Origin of the sequence: Enterobacter sp. ZOR0014, from assembly GCF_000798855.1 — a bacterium.
Lineage (GTDB): Bacteria > Pseudomonadota > Gammaproteobacteria > Enterobacterales > Enterobacteriaceae > Enterobacter > Enterobacter kobei.
Genome location: NZ_JTLF01000158.1, coordinates 1 through 21,546 on the forward strand (window position 1 = coordinate 1; position 21,546 = coordinate 21,546).

The window sequence follows — 21,546 nt, forward strand, 5'->3', positions numbered from 1 at the left end:
GAACATTTCAATCAGCATTTTCACCACGACTTTTCGCACCTTAGCAGGCGCCCCCACCGCACACAGCGGCTTATGGACTTCGCCAGGCCAGAACACCACAAAATCCCCTTCGCTCAGCACCACGGTTTTCTCCTGCTCGCCTTCCGGCAGGAACGCGATGTCTTTGTCCGCCAGCCAGTCGGTATCCGGCGTACCGTGCGGCAGGGTGCTGAAGGTCATCCCTTCCTGACCCTTCATCACGATCTGGATGTCCAGATAGCGCGCATGAAACTCTGCGCGGCGTTCAGCAAACGGCTGAGTCATGTCTTCCGAGACCAGATAAAACAGAGTGTTGCCATCGATATCATACTTGCCGGGCGGCGTGGCGTCGGTGACGTGCCGCTTTATATAGTCAATGGCCTGGCGCAGTTCGTCAGGCAGCCAGGGCTGGAGATGGTGGATGTTGCCGATGATCATGAGAAAACCCTCAATGTAAAACAACGTTTCATTTTTGTCTTTTATACGAGAGTTCGCGCTGCCATACCAGCCCTTTTTCTGTGACCTTTGCGCGAGCGCATGTTTATCGGGAAAGGTGTTAATTCACTGTTAATCACACACAGGCAATTATGCAGCGGTTATGCATAACCTCATTTCGCGCGCGTGATAGCGCCAACATAACTTCCTGAATCGAAAGCGTAAATCACAAAACCTGCTGCCGTATCACATTTTATCACTTTAATAATTTCCTTTATAAACTCATAATTATTTATGGATTTTCCTTAAGTCAAAAATAGTTAACTGCCATTATTGCATAGCTATTCCCGCCACCAGATTTTAACCATTAAAATCAATGATATAACTAATTATTTCGAAACATAAAATTCTACAAAATAATAACAAATACAAATATTGCCACCGAATGCTGCTTAGCTATTCACGTACCAATAATATGAAATTAATCATTATCTGATGCGAATCATGCAAATGAAAACAAACACCTTAATATCCATTTTCGCGTGAACTGCATCACAATAATGATTATTTAACCGCCTAGTATGAACCACGAAATCAATTGAGCTTAGCCGCCATGAAATTAAACACATCACATGGCGCATGCCCTTTTTATTCTGAAAAACAGTTAAAGGAATAATTATGGAAAAGCATTACGTCGGTTCTGAAATTGGTCAATTGCGTAGCGTTATGCTGCACCGCCCAAATTTAAGTCTGAAACGTTTAACGCCATCGAATTGTCAGGAACTGCTTTTCGATGATGTGCTCTCGGTAGAACGGGCGGGCGAAGAGCATGATATCTTCGCAAACACGCTGCGCGAGCAGGGTGTGGAAGTCCTGCTGTTAACCGACCTCCTGACACAAACGCTTGATATTACAGAAGCGAAAGCCTGGCTGCTGGAGACGCAAATCTCGGACTATCGCCTCGGGCCTACCTTTGCGGGCGACGTGCGCGGCTGGCTGGCGGACATGCCGCACCGTGAACTGGCGCGCAGATTAAGCGGCGGATTAACCTACGGCGAAATTCCGGCGGCCATCAAAAATATGGTGGTAGATACCCACACGGCCAATGACTTTATTATGAAGCCGCTGCCCAACCATTTATTTACCCGTGACACTTCCTGCTGGATTTATAACGGCGTCTCCATTAACCCGATGGCTAAACCCGCCCGTCAGCGTGAAACCAATAACCTTCGGGCAATATATCGCTGGCATCCGGCATTTGCCGACGGCGATTTTATTAAGTATTTCGGCGACGAAAATATTAATTACGACCACGCTACCCTGGAAGGCGGCGACGTATTAGTGATTGGTCGCGGGGCGGTATTGATCGGCATGTCCGAACGCACGACGCCGCAGGGCGTGGAGTTCCTCGCCAACAGCCTGTTCAAACACCGCCAGGCCGAGCGCGTGATCGCCGTTGAGCTGCCAAAACACCGCTCCTGCATGCACCTCGACACCGTGATGACCCACATCGACGTGGACACTTTCTCCGTCTATCCGGAAGTCGTGCGCAAAGACGCCCAGTGCTGGACGCTCACCCCGGACGGGCGCGGCGGCCTGCAACGTACCCAGGAAACCGACCTGCTGCACGCCATCGAGAAAGCGCTCGGCATTAACCAGGTGCGCCTGATCACCACCGGCGGCGACGCCTTTGAAGCCGAACGCGAACAGTGGAACGACGCCAACAACGTTCTGACCATCCGTCCCGGCGTGGTGATTGGCTACGAGCGCAACGTCTGGACTAACGAGAAGTACGACAAAGCCGGCATCACCGTGCTGCCTATCCCGGGCGATGAGCTGGGACGCGGCCGCGGCGGCGCACGCTGCATGAGCTGCCCACTGGAACGCGACGGAATTTAAAGGAGCCATCATGGAACGAAAACCCACTCTGGTTGTGGCCCTTGGCGGCAACGCACTGCTGAAGCGCGGCGAGCCGCTGGAAGCAGAGATCCAGCGCCAGAACATTGAGCAGGCCGCCCGCACCATCGCCGGGCTCACGGCGCAGTGGCGCGTGGTGCTGGTTCACGGCAACGGTCCACAGGTCGGGCTGCTGGCGCTGCAGAACAGCGCCTACGACAAAGTGACCCCTTACCCACTGGACGTTCTTGGTGCCGAAAGCCAGGGGATGATCGGCTACATGCTCCAGCAGGCGCTGAAAAACAGCCTGCCGCAGCGTGAGGTGAGCGTCCTGCTCACGCAGGTGGAAGTGGACGCCGCCGACCCGGCGTTCAGCAACCCGACCAAATACATCGGCCCGGTGTACAGCGAAGCCCAGGCAAAAACGCTGGCCGCGGAAAAAGGCTGGGTGTTTAAGGCCGACGGCAGCTACTTCCGTCGCGTGGTGCCGTCACCGCAGCCGAAACGCATCGTCGAGAGCGACGCCATCACGGCGCTGATCCAGCGCGACCACCTGGTGATCTGCAACGGCGGCGGCGGCGTGCCGGTGGTGGAAAACGCCAACGGCTATCACGGCATTGAGGCGGTGATCGATAAAGACCTCTCCGCCGCCCTGCTGGCGCGCCAGATTGAGGCCGACGCCCTGCTGATCCTCACCGATGCCGACGCGGTGTACCTCGACTGGGGAAAACCGACCCAGCGCCCGCTGGCGCAGGTGACGCCAGAACTGCTCAGAGGCATGCAGTTTGACGCCGGATCGATGGGGCCGAAAGTGGCCGCCTGCCGCGAGTTTGTTGAAGCCTGCAACGGCATTGCCGGGATCGGCGCGCTGGCCGATGGGGCAGAGATTCTGGCGGGCGAGAAAGGCACGTTAATTCGTAACTGAACATACATTTAAAAAGGATTTCCCATATGACCATCAACCTGAAAAACCGCAACTTCCTGAAACTGCTGGACTACACCCCGGCGGAGATCCAGTACCTGATCGACCTCGCCATCGAGCTGAAAGCGGCCAAAAAAGCCGGACGCGAAAAGCAAACCCTGGTCGGCAAAAACATCGCCCTGATCTTTGAAAAAACCTCCACCCGCACCCGCTGCGCCTTCGAAGTGGGCGCGTTTGACCAGGGTGCGCAGGTGACCTACCTCGGCCCAAGCGGATCGCAGATCGGCCATAAAGAGTCGATGAAAGACACCGCCCGCGTGTTGGGGCGTATGTATGACGGTATCGAATACCGCGGCTACGGCCAGGCGATTGTTGAAGAGCTGGGTGAATACGCGGGCGTACCGGTGTGGAACGGCCTGACCGACGAATTCCATCCGACGCAGATCCTCGCCGATCTGATGACCATGCTGGAGCACGCCCCGGGCAAAACCCTGCCGGAGCTAAGCTTTGCTTATCTCGGCGACGCACGCAACAACATGGGCAACTCCCTGATGGTCGGCGCGGCCAAAATGGGGATGGACATCCGCCTGGTGGCACCGAAATCCTTCTGGCCGGAAGCGGGTCTGGTTGAGCAGTGCCGTGCCATCGCGAAAGAAACGGGCGCGCGCATCACCCTGACCGACGACGTGGAAGAAGGCGTGCGCGGGACGGATTTCCTCTACACCGACGTGTGGGTCTCCATGGGCGAGCCGAAAGAGGCGTGGGCCGAACGCGTCAGCCTGATGAAGCCGTATCAAATTAACGCGGACGTCATGAAAGCCACCGGCAACCCGAACGTCAAGTTCATGCACTGCCTGCCGGCGTTTCACAACGAGCACACCAAAGTGGGCCGCGAAATCGAAATGGCCTATGGCCTGAAAGGGCTGGAGGTGACGGAAGAGGTCTTCGAATCCCCGAACTCTATCGTCTTTGATGAAGCAGAAAACCGCATGCATACCATTAAAGCGGTCATGGTGGCGACACTCGGCGACTAATCACCGCCCGGCGCGCCGCGGGGTGCGCCGGGTTTCAGGAGAACATCATGGGCAAGTTCAAATTTCCCTCCGCATACACCATTCTCTTTTTTCTGATTGCCGTCGTTGCCGTCCTGACGTGGATTGTTCCGGCCGGGCAGTATCACATGGCCATGAACGAGGCGCTCGGCAAGGACGTGCCGGTTGCCGGAACCTATGCGCACGTAGCGGCCCATCCGCAGGGACTGGTTTCCGTGCTGATGGCCCCGATTGCCGGGTTGTACGATCCCGAGTCCGGCCAGGCCGGGGCGATCGACGTTGCGCTGTTTATACTGATCATCGGGGGATTCCTTGGGATCGTCACCAAAACCGGGGCCATTGACGCCGGGATCGAACGCGTCACCACCCGGTTGCGCGGTCGCGAAGAGTGGATGATCCCGATCCTGATGGCGCTGTTTGCCGCAGGCGGCACCATTTACGGCATGGCCGAAGAGTCCCTGCCGTTCTATACCCTGCTGGTTCCGGTGATGTTGGCCGCCCGTTTCGACCCGGTGGTAGCCGCCTCCACCGTGCTGCTCGGCGCCGGGATCGGCACGCTTGGCTCCACCATTAACCCGTTCGCGACGGTGATCGCCGCCAACGCCGCCGGGATACCCTTCACCAACGGTATCGCCCTGCGCGTGGCGCTGCTGGTCATCGGGTGGATCATCTGCGTGGCGTGGGTGATGCGCTATGCCCGCAAAGTGCGCAAGGATCCCTCTCTCTCCATCGTGGCGGACAAACAGGAGGAGAACCTCGCCCACTTCCTCGGCAACAAGGGCGAACAGTCGCTGGAATTCACCCCGGTGCGCAAAATCATCCTGGTGATTTTCGCCCTTGCCTTCGCGGTTATGATCTACGGCGTGGCGGTGCTCGGCTGGTGGATGGCGGAGATCTCAGCGGTGTTTCTCGCCAGTGCAATAATCGTCGGCCTGATCGCCCGCATGAGCGAAGAGGAACTGACCTCAACCTTTATCAACGGCGCGCGAGATTTGCTGGGCGTCGCGCTGATTATCGGTATCGCGCGCGGTATCGTAGTGATCATGGATAAGGGCATGATTACCCACACCATTTTGCACAGCGCCGAGGGAATGGTTACCGGCTTATCGACGGTGGCGTTCATCAACGTGATGTACTGGCTGGAGGTGGTGCTGTCGTTTCTTGTGCCTTCTTCGTCCGGCCTGGCCGTTCTGACGATGCCGATCATGGCGCCTCTTGCCGATTTCGCTAACGTCAACCGCGACCTGGTGGTTACGGCTTACCAGTCGGCGTCCGGTATCGTTAACCTGATCACTCCCACCTCTGCCGTCGTAATGGGCGGGCTGGCTATCGCCCGCGTGCCTTACGTGCGCTATCTGAAATGGGTCGCGCCGCTGCTGGGGATTTTAACGGTGGTGATTATGGTGGCGTTAAGTCTGGGGGCGTTGTTGTAATTTGCCGGATGGCGCTGCGCTTATCCGGCCTGTGGATCGGTGCGGTGTCACCGGTTATTTCGGGAACTGATATGGGAACTATGATGGATTACGAAGAGTACTCTCCCAAAGAGCAACTACAGCTAACGGTCTGCCAGCGTCTGATCGCGGAAAAGGGCTATCTCTCTCAGGAGGAGATCCGCCGCGACTTACAGGAGCGGGGTTTTGAGACCATCAGCCAGTCCACCGTTTCACGTCTGCTCAAGTTGCTCGGTGTCATAAAAATTCGAAATGCCAAAGGGCTAAAGATTTATTCGCTGAATCCCCAGCTGCGCCCGGCTCCTGATGCCGCGCGCACCGTGTCCGAAATGGTGGTGAGCGTTGAGCACAATAGCGAATTTATCCTTATCCATACCGTTGCCGGATATGGCCGCGCGGTGGCGCGTATCCTGGATTATCACCAGTTACCGGAAATTTTAGGCGTGGTGGCCGGAAGCAGTATCGTCTGGGTCGCCCCTCGGGTGGTGAAGCGCACCGCGCTGGTGCATAAACAAATTAATTATTTACTCAGAGCGCATTAATATTCATAAAGAACCGTTTGCATTGAGTAAAGCGTGCATTAAATCGCTTGATCCGCAAAACGAGCTGCGTATAATGCCCGACAATTTGCCGGGAGGAAGCATGGTCAAGCGTGTACGACATAACGTCTTACCGCGTCTGAAATCAGACGCTGGCCTGCCGTTTTTCTTCCCGTTGCTTAATCTATTCCCAGAGCCCCTCATTTGAGGGGCTTTTTTTTGCCCGGCGTCAGGAGATAAACATGAATCCGCTTTATCAAAAACACATCATTTCCATAAACGACCTCAGCCGCGAAGAGCTGGAACTGGTTCTGGAAACCGCGGCAAAACTGAAGGCCAATCCGCAACCGGAGCTGCTGAAGCACAAGGTGATTGCGAGCTGCTTCTTTGAAGCCTCGACCCGCACCCGCCTCTCCTTTGAAACCTCCATGCACCGCCTGGGCGCGAGCGTGGTGGGCTTCTCAGACAGCAGCAACACGTCGCTGGGTAAAAAAGGCGAGACCCTGGCGGATACCATTTCAGTGATCAGCACCTACGTAGACGCGATTGTGATGCGCCACCCGCAGGAGGGCGCGGCGCGCCTGGCGACCGAGTTTTCCGGTGGCATCCCGGTACTGAACGCCGGGGACGGTGCTAACCAGCATCCAACGCAGACCCTGCTGGATCTGTTCACCATTCAGGAGACGCAGGGCACGCTGGAGAACCTGAACATCGCCATGGTCGGCGACCTGAAATATGGCCGCACCGTCCACTCCCTGACCCAGGCGCTGGCGAAATTTAACGGCAACCGCTTCTTCTTCATCGCCCCAGATGCGCTGGCGATGCCGCAGTACATTCTCGATATGCTGGACGAAAAAGGCATTGCGTGGAGCCTGCACGCCAGCATCGAAGAGGTGATGAGCCACGTGGATATTCTCTACATGACCCGCGTGCAGAAAGAGCGTCTGGATCCTTCCGAGTACGCCAACGTGAAGGCGCAGTTTGTCCTGCGCGCCAGCGACCTCGACGGCGCGCGCGACAACATGAAGGTGCTGCACCCGCTGCCGCGCATCGATGAGATCACCACAGACGTGGATAAAACGCCGCACGCCTGGTACTTCCAGCAGGCCGGGAACGGTATCTTCGCCCGCCAGGCGTTACTGGCACTGGTTCTGAATCGCGACTTAGCTCTGTAAGGGGAGACGACCATGACACACGATAACAAACTCCAGGTTGAAGCCATCAAACGTGGCACCGTGATTGACCACATCCCTGCGCAGGTGGGCTTTAAGCTGCTGACGCTGTTCAAACTGACCGAGACCGATCAGCGCATCACCATTGGCCTGAACCTGCCGTCGGGCGAGATGGGCCGCAAGGACTTGATCAAAATCGAGAATACCTTCCTGACCGACGAGCAGGTCAACCAGCTGTCGCTGTACGCACCGGATGCCACCGTCAACCGCATCGACGAGTATGAAGTGGTCGGCAAATCCCATCCTGGCCTGCCGGATCGCATTGAGAGCGTGCTGGTCTGTCCGAACAGCAACTGCATCAGTCATGCTGAGCCGGTTTCATCCTGTTTTGCAGTGAAAAAACGCGCTGATGACATCGCACTCAAATGCAAATACTGCGAAAAAGAGTTTTCTCATTATGTGGTGCTGGCCAACTAATTGAGGTTGGTAAAGGATCCCGGCCTCCCTATAATGGCCGGGAACATTTAATCAGCTGTTATTCTGGAGAAATCATGACCAAAGTACTCGCGACGGAAAATGCACCCGCGGCTATCGGCCCGTACGTTCAGGGCGTTGATCTGGGCAGCATGATCATCACCTCGGGCCAGATCCCGGTGAACCCAAAAACCGGTGAAGTGCCAGCCGACGTAGCGGCACAGGCGCGTCAGTCGCTGGAAAACGTGCAGGCTATCGTTGAATCTGCCGGTCTGAAAGTGGGCGACATCGTGAAAACGACCGTGTTCGTGAAAGATCTGAATGATTTCGCGACCGTTAACGCCACTTACGAAGCATTCTTTACCGAACACAATGCGACCTTCCCGGCGCGCTCCTGCGTTGAAGTGGCGCGTCTGCCAAAAGACGTGAAAATTGAAATCGAAGCGATCGCCGTGCGCCGCTAATCAATTTCAGGCAAATCAGGGCAGCTTCGGCTGCCTTTTTTATTTGGCTATTTTTACCTTCGTAATACGATGACGACGCGGTCCGGGAATAAATACACTCGCACACCTTTATAAATTCCCGCTTCGGACAAAAATGAAAATCTCCAGAATTGCGTTGGCTATGGCCACTCTTACGGTAGCCTCTTCTGCGCTGGCACATGGCTATATCGAATCCCCTGCCAGCCGCGCTTATATGTGTAAACAGGGACAAAACATTGACTGCGGTCTGGTGGAATATGAACCCCAGAGCGTAGAACGTGCCTCCGGTTTCCCGTCAGGGAGCCTGCCGCCGGATGGCGAACTCGCCAGCGCCGGGATTGCCAACTACTCGCAGCTTGATAAGCAAAGCCAGAATGCCTGGACCAAAACGCCGATGACCGCCGGGGTACATCAGTTTGTCTGGCACCACACCGCGCCGCACAAAACCACCAACTGGCGCTATTACATCACCAAACAAAACTGGAATCCGAATAAGCCGCTGACCCGCGACCAGTTCGACTTAACGCCGTTTTGTACGGTAAACGGCAACGGCCAGGCGCCCGCAATGACCCAGTCGATGAACTGTAACGTGCCGGAACGTACCGGTTATCAGGTGATTTACGGCGTGTGGGAAATTGCCGATACGCCCAACAGTTTCTATCAGGCCATCGACGTGGACTTCGGTAACGGCGGCAACGTCACGCCGGATGAAACCCCGGCCGCCGCCTCCGTATGGAGCAAAACGCTGAGCGGCCAGGTTGCAGGTAACAACCTCAACGTGGGCGATAAAGTGATTGCTCGCTTCTTCGATGCCAACGGCGAAATTGCCTCCATGGCGACCGAGCTGACTATCGCCTCGGCTCAACAGGGAGATGCCAACCAGTGGGCCTACGATCTGGCGCAAAAAATTAACAGCGCTCATCACGACGTGCGCGTCGGCGTGAAGGATGAAAGCGGAGACGTTAGCCCGGTTCACGGCGCAAACAGCGTCTTCGTAAAAGAAGGCAGTACGCTGAAGTCAGTGGCTATCTCTTATGAAGAGCAAAAAGCGGTGGTTAATGAATCCATTGCCGTGACTGACCTGCATTACAGCAAAGTGACTCACGGTGCCGCGACGGTGACATTCCACGTCAATACGCAGGGTGACGTGAACCTTGAAGCACACGTATTGAACCATCCCGGAGCGGAAAAAGGTTATCTGAAGCAGGATATGAATAACAGCAACCAGGATGTGACCATGAACCTGACAAACGTCACGCCAGGACACCACATGCTGAAATACTACGCCACCAATAAAGCCGGCACCCTGTTCGCGCAGGACGTGCTGGATATGATGCTCGAAGGTGAAGCAACCTCCGGCGATACCGGTAAATCTGATTTTATCTTCCCGGATAACCTTGCCTCTTATAAGGCGGGCACCGTGGTGTTGCAGCCCAAAGACGGTAAGACCTACGAGTGCAAGCCGTTCCCGTACAGTGGGTACTGCAAGCAGTACAGTTCGACCTCTACCCAGTTCGAGCCCGGCGTGGGATCAGACTGGAAAGAGGCGTGGATGTTGAAGAACTGAGTTGCCTTTACGCCCGGCGGCACTTCGTTTGCCGGGCCTACACGTCACGTAGGCCCGGTAAGCGTAGCGCCACCGGGCGCTTATGTTACTGGTTTCGCGTCGCTCTGAGCAGCGTCTCCAGCGGATAGACCGCCGCGATGACCACTTCGTCCTGCACCTTCGCCGCGTTATCCAGCTCGCGTTGAATCGAGGCGATCTCTTTGTCATCCAGCGTGCCCTGTCGCGCCACCAGATCCGTCAGCCTCAGGCCAATTGCGGCAAGCTTATCCACCTCCAGGATCACCGGTTTAATCGCCTTCAGCTGATAGCTGTTTTCGCTCAGCGCCAGCGCGTCGCTGGTGTTGCTCTGCCAGCGATTAAAGACGTGGCGCAGCGCGTCGGCGCTTTCCGTGTCTTCCGCATCGCTCACCAGACGGTCCGCCCATTTGTTCATCTGACGCACGGTGATGCTTTCCGCATTCAGCGCATCCGCGAGGCGGTTAAGCGGCTCAAACTGGTGATAGTTTCCCGCCTGGAACTTGAGGTGCTGACGGGTGTAATACTGGGCCGGTTCAAGCGCCTGCGCGAGGATTTGCAGCGGCAACGTGTCGGCATTATTCGCGAGCCGCGTGAATTGCACCTGCTGCTGGGTATGCTGCTGCAGGCCAACCGACACCGTCGTCCAGCTGTCCATCGCCTGCAGGCGGGTATACATGTTATCGACATCATTGACGTCCTGCGCGGACCATAACCGCTCCGCCACCGCAAACGTCCGCGGCCACAGGCGGATATCCAGCACCGGCGCGACCACATTTTCCGCCCACAGCGCGGCTTCTCCGCCGAGCAAATTAGCCTGATTCGCCACGTCCGGCACTACCGGTGGGATCCCTTTCGGCACCTCGTCCAGACGGGTACCGCTAATCGGATAGCGGGTATTGCCCACCAGGAAGTAACCGGTGAGCTTGTCGTTATCGACGGAGACGACCGGGCGCGTTTCGCCCATCCAGGTATCAACGGTAAACGTCACCTGATTGTCGTCGCGCCACGCAATATCCTGCACCGCACGGCGGGATTTCCCGGCAAAATCAATAAAACCGCGCCAGCCGGCGTCCCCTTTCACCAGGGTAAAACTCCCCTCGACCGGCTTGCCTTTCAGACGCGGCATGGAGAAGGCCCAGCTCTGGGCGCTGTCGGTGTCTGCTATCACGTCCACGCCATTCAGCCCCTGAGGAACGATTTCATTGCGGTAGTGATAGGCGGTGGACTGGGGTTGATCGAGGTAGAAACCGGTCGAAAGAATGCCCTTGTAGCCGGTTTGCGCCACCTTACCCAGCGCGTCCTGCCCCTGCCAGGACTGGATCAGAATGCTTTTCGGTAAGTCAGGATGATAGATCTCATCCCAGCCGACCATCTGCCGATGATGTTTCTCGAGGATCGTCTCCAGCTTGCGGTTGAAATAGGCCTGCAGCGCGTGGCTGTCCGCCAGCGTGTTGTCGCGCATGAACGTCTGGATCGCGGCGTTCGCTTTCCACTGGCTGTCGTCCACCTCATCCCCGCCGATGTGCAGATACGGATCCGGGAAGATCGCCGCCAGTTCGCTGACCATCGCGTCAGCAAAGGCGTATGTGGCCTCTTTGGTCGGATCAAGCACCGGCTTCAGCACGCCCCAGTTGCGCTCCATTTTGTAGGGCCCCGGCGCGCTCATCAGCTCCGGGTAGGCCACAGCAATCGCCGAGGCGTGGCCCGGCATGTCGATCTCCGGCACCACGCGGATGCCGCGCTCGGTGGCATAGCGAACAATCTCGCGCATCTGCTCAGGGGTATAGAACAGCCCGTCGCTGGCAAGCTGCGTCAGCTTCGGGTAACGCTTCGAGCTGAAGCGCCAGCCCTGATCGTCGGTTAAGTGCCAGTGCAGGACGTTAAGCTTTGCGGCCGCCATGCCGTCAATCTGGCGTTTGATATCCGCGACGGGAATGAAATGGCGCGCCGAGTCGAGCAGCAGCCCTCGCCACGGGAAGCGCGGCGCGTCTTCAATGGTCACCCACGGCAGCGACGTGTTTTCCGCGCCGTTTTGCACCAGCTGGAGCAGCGTTTCCATCGCCCGCAGCGCACCGAAGCGGGTGTTGGCGGAGATGTTCACACCGTTGGCATCCACCGTTAGCTTATAGCTTTCATCGCTGTCCGGCAGCGGCTGCGGCTTCACCTTTTTGGCGATGGCGATGCGAATGGTCGGTTTGTCCGGTTGCTCAGCCTGCGGCTGTAGCGTCCAGCCGGTTTGCAGGGCGATACGCTGACGCAGGCGGTTGACCGCGGCGCCGAGATCGTCGCCGCTGACGGTCACGGAAAGTTGGCTGGTGAGCACCAGTGCGCCCTGCGTGGTCGGGCGTTCCACCTTCGCAGGCCAGGGCATTAACGGGAGATCCCCTGCCGGGGCGGCAAAGGCAGAGGCGCCGAGCAGCAGCCCGGCGGTTAAGAGACTGTACCGTAACATGAATGTTCCTTATCTGACGGGCCAAATAAAGGCAAAACATTCTGTTAACATGCGTACAAATTGTCGTCAAGCGAATGCGCCGACGGCGATCACAGGTTGTTGAATTTGGGAAGAAAGCTATTGCCCGGTGGCGCTGCGCTTACCGGGCCTACGTGACGGGAGTAGGCCGGGTAAGGCGAAGCCGCCACCCGGCAAAAAATCACTGCCATCCATACCGACGCGCATAAAACCCTTTCACCATCTGCGTCAGCACCATGTAGCCCGCGAGGATCGCCACCAGCCACGGGAAGTAGCTCAGCGGAAGCGCCTGAAGCTGCAGGTAACTTGCCAGCGGCGAGAACGGCAGCGCGATGCCGAGCGCCATCACAATGCCCGTCATCACAATCAGCGGCCATGCGGCACGGCTCTGGATGAACGGAATGCGGCGCGTGCGGATCATATGCACAATCAGCGTTTGCGACAGCAGACCCACCACGAACCAGCCGGACTGGAACAACGTCTGATGTTCCGGCGTGTTGGCATGGAACACAAACCACATCAGGCAGAAGGTCAGGATATCGAAGATGGAGCTGATCGGCCCAAAAAACAGCATAAAGCGCCCCAGATCGGACGGGTTCCAGCGCTGCGGCTTCTGGATCTGCTCGTCGTCGACGTTATCAAACGGGATCGCCACCTGGGACACGTCGTACATCAGGTTCTGGATCAGCAGGTGCAACGGCAGCATCGGCAGGAACGGCAGAAACGCGCTGGCCACCAGGACGCTGAACACGTTACCGAAGTTGGAGCTGGCGGTCATTTTGATGTACTTGAGCATGTTGGCGAAGGTGCGACGCCCTTCGATAACGCCCTCCTCCAGCACCATCAGGCTTTTTTCCAGCAGGATAATATCCGCCGCTTCGCGGGCGATATCTACCGCGCCGTCCACGGAGATGCCAATATCCGCGGCACGCAGGGCGGGCGCATCGTTGATGCCGTCGCCCATAAAGCCCACAACGTGCCCTTCACGACGCAGCAGGGTAACAATGCGCTCTTTGTGCATCGGTGTCAGGCGGGCAAACAGCGTGGTGTGCTGCGCCAGTTTCGCCAGCTCGTCGTCGGACAGGTGCTCAATGTCGCTGCCCACGACCACATCGCCCGCATCCAGCCCTACTTCGTGACACACTTTCGCGGCCACCAGCTCGCTGTCGCCGGTGAGGATTTTAACGGTGATACCGCTCGCCTTCAGCGCTTTGAGCGCAGGCGCGGTGGTCTCTTTCGGCGGATCGAGGAATGCGATGTAACCCTCGAGGATCAAATCGGATTCGTCGATACGCTGATAGTCCCCCTCGCGCGCGGGCAGAAACTTGCTCGCCACCGCCACCACGCGCAGCCCCTGACGGTTCAGGTTGTCGGTAACGCGCTTGATGCGGCGCAGCATGGTGTCGTCCAGCGGCACGATCTCACCGTTATGGCGCACCTGCGTCGACACATTCAGGATCTCCTGCAGCGCGCCTTTGCAGATCAGCTGGTGCACGTCCGGCTGCTCGCTCACCACCACCGACATGCGGCGGCGTTCAAAGTCGAACGGGATCTCATCCACCTTCTGCCAGCGACCGGAGAGCGTGCGGGCGGCTTCCTCATCGACCCCTTCCAGCACCGCCACGTCGAGCAGGTTCTTCAGCCCGGTCTGGTAATGGCTGTTCAGCCACGCGCTGTGCAGCACGCGTTCGCTGGTTTTACCGGCGATATCGGTGTGGTTCTCCAGCACGATTTTATCCTGCGTCAGGGTGCCGGTTTTGTCGGTGCAGAGAATGTCCATCGCGCCAAAGTTCTGGATAGCGTCGAGGTGCTTGACGATCACTTTCTGTTTCGAGAGCTTCACCGCCCCACGCGCCAGCGTGGAGGTGACAATCATCGGCAGCATTTCCGGCGTTAAGCCAACGGCCACGGAGAGGGCAAACAGCGCCGCCTCCCACCAGTCGCCCTTGGTGTAGCCGTTGATCAACAGCACAATCGGCGTCATCACCATCATAAAGCGGATCAGCAGCATGCTGACGCGGCCAATCCCTTTCTGGAAGGCATTCGGCTCGCTCTCCTGCTCGCTGACGCGTCCGGCAAGCTGACCAAACCAGGTGTTGCCCCCGGTCGCGGTGACAATCGCCTGCGCCGTACCGCTGACGACCGTGGTTCCCATAAAGCACAGGGTGTCGCACTCAAGCGGGTTCATCTGCTGCGGATCACGGCTGCGCGCCACCTTTTCAACGGGCAGGGATTCCCCGGTCAGGGAGGCCTGGGCGACAAACAGATCCCGCGCCTGAATGATGCGTAAATCCGCAGGAATCATGTCCCCCGCGGCCAGCTTCACCAGGTCACCCGGCACCAGCTGGTCAATGGGCAGCTCCACCCAGGCGTTTTCGCCGAGGTCGTTAATCACGCGCGAGACGGTCGCGGTGTTGCTGACCATCGCTTTCAGGGCGTCCGCCGCTTTGGTGGAGCGGGCTTCCTGAATAAAGTTCAGCAGCGTGGAAATCCCCACCATCAGGGCAATCACCCCAGCGGCAAAGAGATCTTCCGTCGCGTAGGAGATGATGCCGAGCACGGTCAGCAGCAGGTTGAAGGGGTTGCGGTAGCAGAGCCACAGGTGCACCCACCACGGAGACGGTTTTTGCGCCGGAATTTGGTTATCGCCGTGCACGGCGCGGATTTTGTCCACTTCCGTCGCGTTCAGCCCTTCCGGGTGGCCGCCAAAGGCGCGCCAGACTTCGTTCTCATCCATTGCCGCCACGTTCAGGCAGCGTTCGGTCAGGGAAGCGGGAATCGCTGCACCCGCGATGTTTTTTGCATTGGGCAGCGGGTCGCGCTGAATAAGACGATGTGGCAGGTGGCGGCTCAGCAGGGCCTGCAGCTGCCGGGTTATATTTTTAAACATAGTCATTCCTCCGCATCCGCAACGGCGGACGCAGCATTCCCTTCAGGCGTGGCAAAGCCGTACCTGTCAGGCACTCAATTTTTCAAGCAGGAACGTTTGGGACGTTGCTGCCTCACATCACCGGTGAGACAGCAAAAGCTGGCTTACCGGAAAGAACGTGTTCTCCCGTTCAGGAGAGGTGTGGGATCGGGATCCATGGAGCCTCCGGTAAGTAAAAACAGGGTGTCGCCGCGCAGTATAAGGATTTAAGCGTACCCTTTGTGACGATTCGGGCGGTATTATACCCCCCTGCAAATAAACCGAACGTAAACCAGACTTTGCCCATAGCGAAATCGCGCTATAGCATTAGGCTCAATTGATCATTTTGTCGTTGTTACAGGGAAAACAGCATGCAGAACCGCCTTACCATTAAAGACATCGCGCGTTTAAGCGGCGTGGGGAAATCGACCGTCTCACGGGTGCTGAATAACGAAAGCGGTGTCAGCGAACGCACCCGCGAGCGCGTCGAGGCGGTGATGAATCAGCACGGCTTTTCCCCTTCCCGCTCCGCGCGCGCTATGCGCGGGCAGAGTGACAAAGTGGTCGCGATTATTGTCTCTCGTCTGGATTCGCTCTCGGAGAACCTTGCCGTGCAGACCATGTTGCCCGCCTTTTACGAGCAGGGATATGACCCCATAATGATGGAGAGCCAGTTCTCGCCGCAGCTGGTTGAAGAGCATCTGGGCATGCTCCAGCGACGCAACATTGACGGCGTGGTGCTGTTCGGCTTTACCGGCATTAAAGACGAGATGCTAAAACCCTGGCAGCCCTCACTGGTCATGATGGCGCGCGACGCCCACGGTTTTGCCTCTGTCTGTTATGACGACGAGGGGGCGATTATCATCCTGATGCAGCGTCTGTACGATAAAGGCCATCGCCATATCAGCTTCCTCGGCGTACCCCACACCGACGTCACCACCGGCAAGCGTCGCCATGAGGCCTATCTGACGTTTTGCAAAAAGCACAACCTCCCGGCCGTCGCCTCCCTGCCGGGTCTGGGCATGAAGCAAGGCTACGAGCAGGTTGCCAGTGTCCTGACCCCGCAGACAACCGCGCTGGTGTGCGCCACGGATACGCTGGCGCTGGGAGCCAGCAAATACCTTCAGGAGCAGCGCATCGACAGCCTGCAGGTGGCGAGCGTCGGCAGCACGCCGCTGATGAAGTTTCTGCACCCGGAGATCATCACCGTCGATCCGGGTTATGCCGAGTCCGGCAGACAGGCCGCCGCGCAGCTGATCGAGCAGATCAACGGGCGGAGCGAGCCGCGGCAGATCGTGATTCCCGCTCATCTTTCATAGCCCCTCTGAAGCGTTTATTGTGATCTTCGCCCGATTTCGGGAACGTTCCCATTTTCGCCGTCACGCTGAAAGAGTAGGCTTGCGCTCAGGTCATTACACCCCTCACCATCTGTCATGAGGTTTCATGATGAGTAAAGTCAAACAAGCAGATATTGATCAGCTGATCGTCCTGGTCGGCGGCCGCGAAAACATCGCAACCGTTAGCCATTGCATTACCCGCCTGCGCTTCGTGCTGAACGATCCGGCCAAAGCGAACCCGAAGGCGATTGAAGAACTCAAAATGGTTAAAGGCTGCTTCACCAACGCCGGGCAGTTCCAGGTGGTCATTGGTACCGAAGTGGGCGATTACTATCAGGCTCTGCTGGCAACCACCGGGCACAGCTCGGCGGATAAAGAGCAGGCCAAGAAAGCTGCACGCCAGAATATGAAGTGGCACGAGCAGCTGATTTCCCACTTCGCGGAGATCTTCTTCCCGCTGCTGCCGGCGCTGATCAGCGGCGGCTTAATTCTCGGTTTCCGTAACGTCATCGGTGATGTGCCGATGAGCGACGGCAAAACCCTGGCGCAGATGTATCCGGCGCTGAAAACCGTTTACGACTTCCTGTGGCTGATTGGTGAAGCGATCTTCTTCTATCTGCCGGTCGGGATTTGCTGGTCCGCGGTGCGCAAAATGGGCGGTACGCCGATTCTCGGTATCGTGCTGGGCGTCACGCTGGTCTCTCCGCAGTTAATGAACGCTTACTTACTTGGTCAGCAGGTGCCTGAAGTGTGGAACTTCGGTCTGTTCACCATCGCCAAAGTGGGGTATCAGGCGCAGGTTATCCCGGCCCTGCTGGCGGGGCTGATGCTGGGCTTTATTGAGACACGCCTGAAGCGCATCGTGCCGGATTATCTCTATCTGGTGGTCGTTCCGGTCTGCTCGCTGATTCTGGCCGTCTTCCTGGCACATGCGTTTATCGGTCCGTTTGGCCGCATGATCGGCGACGGCGTGGCCTTCGCGGTGCGCCACCTGATGACCGGCAGCTTCGCACCGATTGGCGCCGCGCTGTTTGGCTTCCTGTACGCCCCGCTGGTGATCACCGGTGTACACCAGACCACGCTGGCCATTGATATGCAGATGATCCAGAGCCTCGGCGGCACGCCGGTCTGGCCGATTATCGCCCTGTCTAACATTGCGCAGGCGTCTGCGGTGACCGGCATCATCATCGTCAGCCGTAAGCACAACGAGCGCGAGATCTCCGTTCCGGCCGCGATCTCCGCCTACCTCGGCGTCACCGAACCGGCGATGTACGGAATCAACCTGAAATACCGCTTCCCGATGCTCTGCGCGATGATCGGTTCCGGTCTGGCAGGCCTGGTGTGTGGTCTGAACGGCGTGATGGCGAACGGGATTGGCGTGGGCGGTCTGCCGGGCATTCTCTCCATCCAGCCCGCTTACTGGCAGGTGTTTGCCCTGGCAATGGCGATTGCGATTATCGTCCCAATGGCACTCACCACCGTGGTTTATCAGCGTAAGTTCCGTCAGGGCGCGCTGCAGATTGTTTAACTTCATCTTTCGGGGCGCAGTTGCGCCCCTTCGCATTTGCAGGAACGCATTATGAATACCCTTCCTCACTGGTGGCAGAACGGCGTCATCTATCAGATCTATCCAAAGAGTTTTCAGGACACGACCGGCAGTGGCACCGGCGATTTACGCGGCGTGACCGCGCGGCTGGACTACCTGAAAACCCTCGGCATTGACGCCATCTGGCTGACGCCGTTTTATATCTCGCCGCAGGTGGATAACGGCTATGACGTGGCGAATTACATCGCCATCGACCCGGCGTACGGTACGCTGGATGATTTTGACGAACTGGTCGCCGGGGCGCATCAACGCGGTATTCGCATCGTGCTGGATATGGTGTTCAACCACACGTCAACCCAGCACGCCTGGTTCCGGGAATCACTGAATAAGGAAAGCCCGTACCGCCAGTTCTACATCTGGCGCGACGGTACGCCGGAGCAACTGCCTAACAACTGGCGCTCCAAGTTTGGCGGCAACGCCTGGCGCTGGCACGCCGAGAGCGAGCAGTATTACCTGCACCTCTTCGCGCCGGAGCAGGCGGATCTCAACTGGGAAAACCCGGAGGTGCGCGCCGAGCTGAAAAAGGTATGCGAGTTCTGGGCCGATCGCGGCGTGGACGGCTTACGTCTGGACGTCATTAACCTGATTTCAAAAGATCAGGATTTCCCGAATGACGAAACGGGCGACGGTCGCCGCTTCTACACGGACGGGCCGCGCATCCACGAATATCTTCAGGAGATGAGCCGCGACGTCTTTACCCCGCGCAACCTGATGACGGTGGGCGAAATGTCCTCGACCTCGCTGGAGAATTGCCAGCAGTATGCCTCGCTCGACGGGCGCGAGCTGTCGATGACCTTTAACTTCCATCACCTGAAGGTGGATTACCCGGGCGGTGAAAAATGGACGAAGGCGAAACCGGACTTTGTCGCGCTGAAAACCCTCTTCCGCCACTGGCAGCAGGGGATGCACAACAAAGCCTGGAACGCGCTGTTCTGGTGTAACCACGATCAGCCGCGCATCGTTTCACGCTTTGGCGACGAAGGGGAACACCGCGTGGCCGCAGCGAAAATGCTGGGCATGGTGCTGCACGGTATGCAGGGCACGCCGTACATTTATCAGGGCGAGGAGCTGGGGATGACCAACCCGCACTTCAGCCGCATCACCGATTATCGCGACGTGGAAAGCCTGAATATGTTCGCCGAAATGCGGGCAAACGGTCGCGATCCTGACGAACTGCTGGCGATTCTGGCAAGCAAATCCCGCGATAACGGCCGCACGCCGATGCAGTGGGACGCCTCGCACAATGCCGGCTTTAGCGAGGGCGAGCCGTGGATTGGCGTCTGCGATAACTACGAAACCGTGAACGCCCGCGCGGCACTGGACGACCAGGACTCGGTGTTTTACACCTACCAGTCGCTGATTCGCCTGCGCAAAACGCTGCCGCTGCTCACGTGGGGCGACTACGAGGATCTGCTCCCGGACCATCCTTCCCTGTGGTGTTATCGCCGTCAGTGGCAGGGGCAGACGCTGAAGGTGGTGGCGAACCTGAGCCGCGAGCGTCAGCAGTGGCAACCGGAGCCGGTACAGGGCGCATGGCGGGTCGCACTCAGCAACTATGATGATGTCCCCACCCGTCCCGACACGCTGCTCTTGCGCCCGTTTGAAGCTATCTGGTGGGTGCAGGAATAACTATCAGGAGATACAGCATGCTGTATCTCTTTTTTTTTATGTTTAGCGATACGCTAAATGTACGACGATAACTTTTACATCGTGGCGTGCCGAAAATAAAAATAGCCCTGCCAATCAAATAACCTCGGCAGGACATTATGAAAAAGAGAATTATTAAAGCAACGTGTATTAGCGCACTATTATTAAGCACACAGGGATGGTGCGGAAATACATCCGCCGACCTTCGTTTTGGTCACAACACAAACTCAGACGTCAATGATTCCCGTATTAAGGTCATGCATCAGGCGGAGAATGGTTTTTACTTCTCCGTTGAAGCCGCACAAAACCACAATGATACTTTTTTTGGCGATACCGACCGATATAACCCAGACGAAAAAGGCTTAACGGAGGCGGCACAAGAGATTGAAACGCGCTGGCGCTTCGATCTTGGAAACGGCTTTGCCGTAGCGCCGGGCATGGTGACGGTTTTCACCGCCAGCAATACCCATTACCGCCCCTTCATTCAGGGCTGGAAAGCGTTCGATAACGGTCTGAATCTCGCCGCCCGTTATCGCTATAACACCGTCAATGACGCGCACAGCGACAAAGAACTCGACGGCAGCGGGTATACCCGCCGCCAGTCACACCAGTTCGACATCTGGTTCGCGTATAACATTGGCAAATTCGGGATGTCCTACAACCCGCGCTTCCGCTGGCAGGATGGTGTCGATCAGGGAACCGGGGATGATACCTACTGGGAACATACCGTCGCCTTCAACTACAAGCTCGACGATGGCTGGACGCCTTACGTCGAACTGGTTTCACTGGATAAAACCTATATCAACGATGACGGCAACCATGAAAATGATTATGCCGTCCGTCTGGGGATAGTGAAGCAGCTCTGACGACCTGACTACACCGTATCGTGCTGCAGCAGCCTGCAGCCGATACGGTCTACCGCACTTAACAGTTCCAGCTGCCCTTCCCGCTGATATAACGATACCGCGTTGATATCAATCAACAACGGCCAGCATAGGGAAGAGAGCGCGGCCAGCGTAGACCCCTCGCGAGTGATCGCAATAATCTTTAATCCTTTGCGCAGCGCGTTACGCGCCATTTCAATTAACGACTGCGTCTCTCCGGATTTACTGATCAACACCAGCGTTCCCTTCGATACCCGCGTCAGCTGGTGCATATCGTTGAGAATAAGGTGCGGCAGGCTCGCCAGAGATAAAAAACGCGACAGGTAGTTGAGGCTGGTGAGTGATGCGCCCCGTGCATAGAGAAAAATATGGCTGGAATGGGTCAGCAATCTGGACATCTCCACCACAATCTCCTCCGCCTGCGGCCCCACGTCAGGGTTTACAGGCGCAGGGGTAAAATGATCGCGTAAAAAACGATACCGAAGCTCTGTATAGCTCTTATAGCCCATTTTCTTACACACGCGGTTAACGGAGGTTGTCGTGGTAAAAGTATCACGGGCAATCTCTTTTGCCGATATAGTAGAAATATGAGTAGCGTGATGCTGAATGTATTCAAATATCAAACGCTCACTTCCCTGAAATGAATTCATATATTACACCCTGTTTAA

At 57.2% G+C, this 21,546-nt stretch carries 18 protein-coding genes and 1 pseudogene; 14 read left to right on the forward strand and 5 right to left on the reverse strand.

Features of this window, described 5'->3' with window-relative positions:
* Window positions 1-456, reverse strand: a 456-nt coding sequence (locus L977_RS08055; RefSeq protein ID WP_072034135.1) for a YhcH/YjgK/YiaL family protein, incomplete at its 3' end; no start/stop codon positions are given.
* Between the two features lie 675 nt (window positions 457-1,131).
* Between L977_RS08055 and arcA the strand changes: the two genes are divergently transcribed.
* From arcA to L977_RS08080, 5 genes are all read left to right on the forward strand, one after another.
* The gene (arcA, locus tag L977_RS08060) at window positions 1,132-2,352 is read left to right on the forward strand and encodes an arginine deiminase (RefSeq protein ID WP_014882312.1); all 1,221 of its coding nucleotides are present in this window, start codon (window positions 1,132-1,134) and stop codon (window positions 2,350-2,352) included.
* A 10-nt stretch (window positions 2,353-2,362) separates the two neighbouring features.
* The gene (gene arcC, locus L977_RS08065) at window positions 2,363-3,274 is read left to right on the forward strand and encodes a carbamate kinase (protein WP_032637623.1); all 912 of its coding nucleotides are present in this window, start codon (window positions 2,363-2,365) and stop codon (window positions 3,272-3,274) included.
* 26 nt (window positions 3,275-3,300) lie between these two features.
* On the forward strand, window positions 3,301-4,305 hold the full coding sequence (gene argF, locus L977_RS08070) for an ornithine carbamoyltransferase (protein ID WP_023310201.1): 1,005 nt from the start codon (window positions 3,301-3,303) through the stop codon (window positions 4,303-4,305).
* Window positions 4,306-4,352: 47 nt separating this feature from the next.
* Window positions 4,353-5,756, forward strand: coding sequence for a YfcC family protein (locus L977_RS08075; RefSeq protein WP_045134401.1), 1,404 nt, complete (start codon window positions 4,353-4,355; stop codon window positions 5,754-5,756).
* Window positions 5,757-5,836: 80 nt separating this feature from the next.
* A complete protein-coding gene (locus tag L977_RS08080) occupies window positions 5,837-6,316 on the forward strand; it encodes an arginine repressor (protein WP_045134438.1) in 480 nt (159 codons plus the stop codon).
* Window positions 6,317-6,319: 3 nt separating this feature from the next.
* Here L977_RS08080 and L977_RS24460 read toward each other — a convergent pair.
* Window positions 6,320-6,437 (reverse strand): annotated as a pseudogene (locus L977_RS24460) (hypothetical protein).
* On the opposite strand from L977_RS24460, the gene L977_RS23685 reads away from it, so the two are divergent.
* The 5 genes from L977_RS23685 (at window position 6,417) to gbpA (ending at window position 10,008) form a co-directional block, all read left to right on the forward strand.
* Window positions 6,417-6,521 carry a pyrBI operon leader peptide gene (locus L977_RS23685; RefSeq protein WP_022646880.1) on the forward strand — a complete coding sequence of 35 codons (105 nt, stop codon included), beginning with the start codon at window positions 6,417-6,419 and terminating at the stop codon, window positions 6,519-6,521. The pseudogene L977_RS24460 and the gene L977_RS23685 overlap by 21 nt on opposite strands.
* Before the next feature lie 34 nt (window positions 6,522-6,555).
* On the forward strand, window positions 6,556-7,488 hold the full coding sequence (gene pyrB, locus L977_RS08085; RefSeq protein WP_014882307.1) for an aspartate carbamoyltransferase: 933 nt from the start codon (window positions 6,556-6,558) through the stop codon (window positions 7,486-7,488).
* Window positions 7,489-7,500: 12 nt separating this feature from the next.
* Window positions 7,501-7,962 (forward strand): aspartate carbamoyltransferase regulatory subunit, encoded by a 462-nt coding sequence (pyrI, locus tag L977_RS08090; protein WP_047625549.1) that lies wholly within the window; start codon window positions 7,501-7,503, stop codon window positions 7,960-7,962.
* Window positions 7,963-8,036: 74 nt separating this feature from the next.
* Entirely contained in the window at window positions 8,037-8,423 is a 387-nt protein-coding gene (ridA, locus tag L977_RS08095) for a 2-iminobutanoate/2-iminopropanoate deaminase (protein WP_014882305.1), read from the forward strand.
* 133 nt (window positions 8,424-8,556) lie between these two features.
* A complete protein-coding gene (gene gbpA / locus L977_RS08100) occupies window positions 8,557-10,008 on the forward strand; it encodes an N-acetylglucosamine-binding protein GbpA (RefSeq protein WP_047625550.1) in 1,452 nt (483 codons plus the stop codon).
* A gap of 85 nt (window positions 10,009-10,093) precedes the next feature.
* Here the strand turns inward: gbpA and L977_RS08105 are convergent, their stop codons facing one another.
* Together L977_RS08105 and mgtA are read right to left on the reverse strand one after the other, a co-directional pair.
* On the reverse strand, window positions 10,094-12,478 hold the full coding sequence (locus tag L977_RS08105) for a beta-N-acetylhexosaminidase (RefSeq protein WP_047625551.1): 2,385 nt from the start codon (window positions 12,476-12,478) through the stop codon (window positions 10,094-10,096).
* A 199-nt stretch (window positions 12,479-12,677) separates the two neighbouring features.
* Window positions 12,678-15,386, reverse strand: a complete 2,709-nt coding sequence (gene mgtA, locus L977_RS08110) for a magnesium-translocating P-type ATPase (protein ID WP_047625552.1) — start codon at window positions 15,384-15,386, stop codon at window positions 12,678-12,680.
* 389 nt (window positions 15,387-15,775) lie between these two features.
* On the opposite strand from mgtA, the gene treR reads away from it, so the two are divergent.
* The 4 genes from treR (at window position 15,776) to L977_RS08130 (ending at window position 20,860) form a co-directional block, all read left to right on the forward strand.
* Window positions 15,776-16,723 carry a trehalose operon repressor TreR gene (treR, locus tag L977_RS08115; RefSeq protein ID WP_047625553.1) on the forward strand — a complete coding sequence of 316 codons (948 nt, stop codon included), beginning with the start codon at window positions 15,776-15,778 and terminating at the stop codon, window positions 16,721-16,723.
* Window positions 16,724-16,850: 127 nt separating this feature from the next.
* A complete protein-coding gene (treB, locus tag L977_RS08120) occupies window positions 16,851-18,269 on the forward strand; it encodes a PTS trehalose transporter subunit IIBC (RefSeq protein WP_014882300.1) in 1,419 nt (472 codons plus the stop codon).
* Between the two features lie 51 nt (window positions 18,270-18,320).
* Window positions 18,321-19,976, forward strand: a complete 1,656-nt coding sequence (gene treC / locus L977_RS08125; RefSeq protein WP_023331895.1) for an alpha,alpha-phosphotrehalase — start codon at window positions 18,321-18,323, stop codon at window positions 19,974-19,976.
* A gap of 137 nt (window positions 19,977-20,113) precedes the next feature.
* Window positions 20,114-20,860, forward strand: a complete 747-nt coding sequence (locus L977_RS08130) for an oligogalacturonate-specific porin KdgM family protein (RefSeq protein ID WP_047625554.1) — start codon at window positions 20,114-20,116, stop codon at window positions 20,858-20,860.
* An 8-nt stretch (window positions 20,861-20,868) separates the two neighbouring features.
* On the opposite strand, the gene L977_RS08135 is transcribed toward L977_RS08130, so the two are convergent.
* Window positions 20,869-21,528: a MurR/RpiR family transcriptional regulator gene (locus L977_RS08135; protein WP_014882297.1), complete on the reverse strand. Its 660-nt coding sequence runs from the start codon at window positions 21,526-21,528 to the stop codon at window positions 20,869-20,871.
* Window positions 21,529-21,546: the final 18 nt, after the last annotated feature.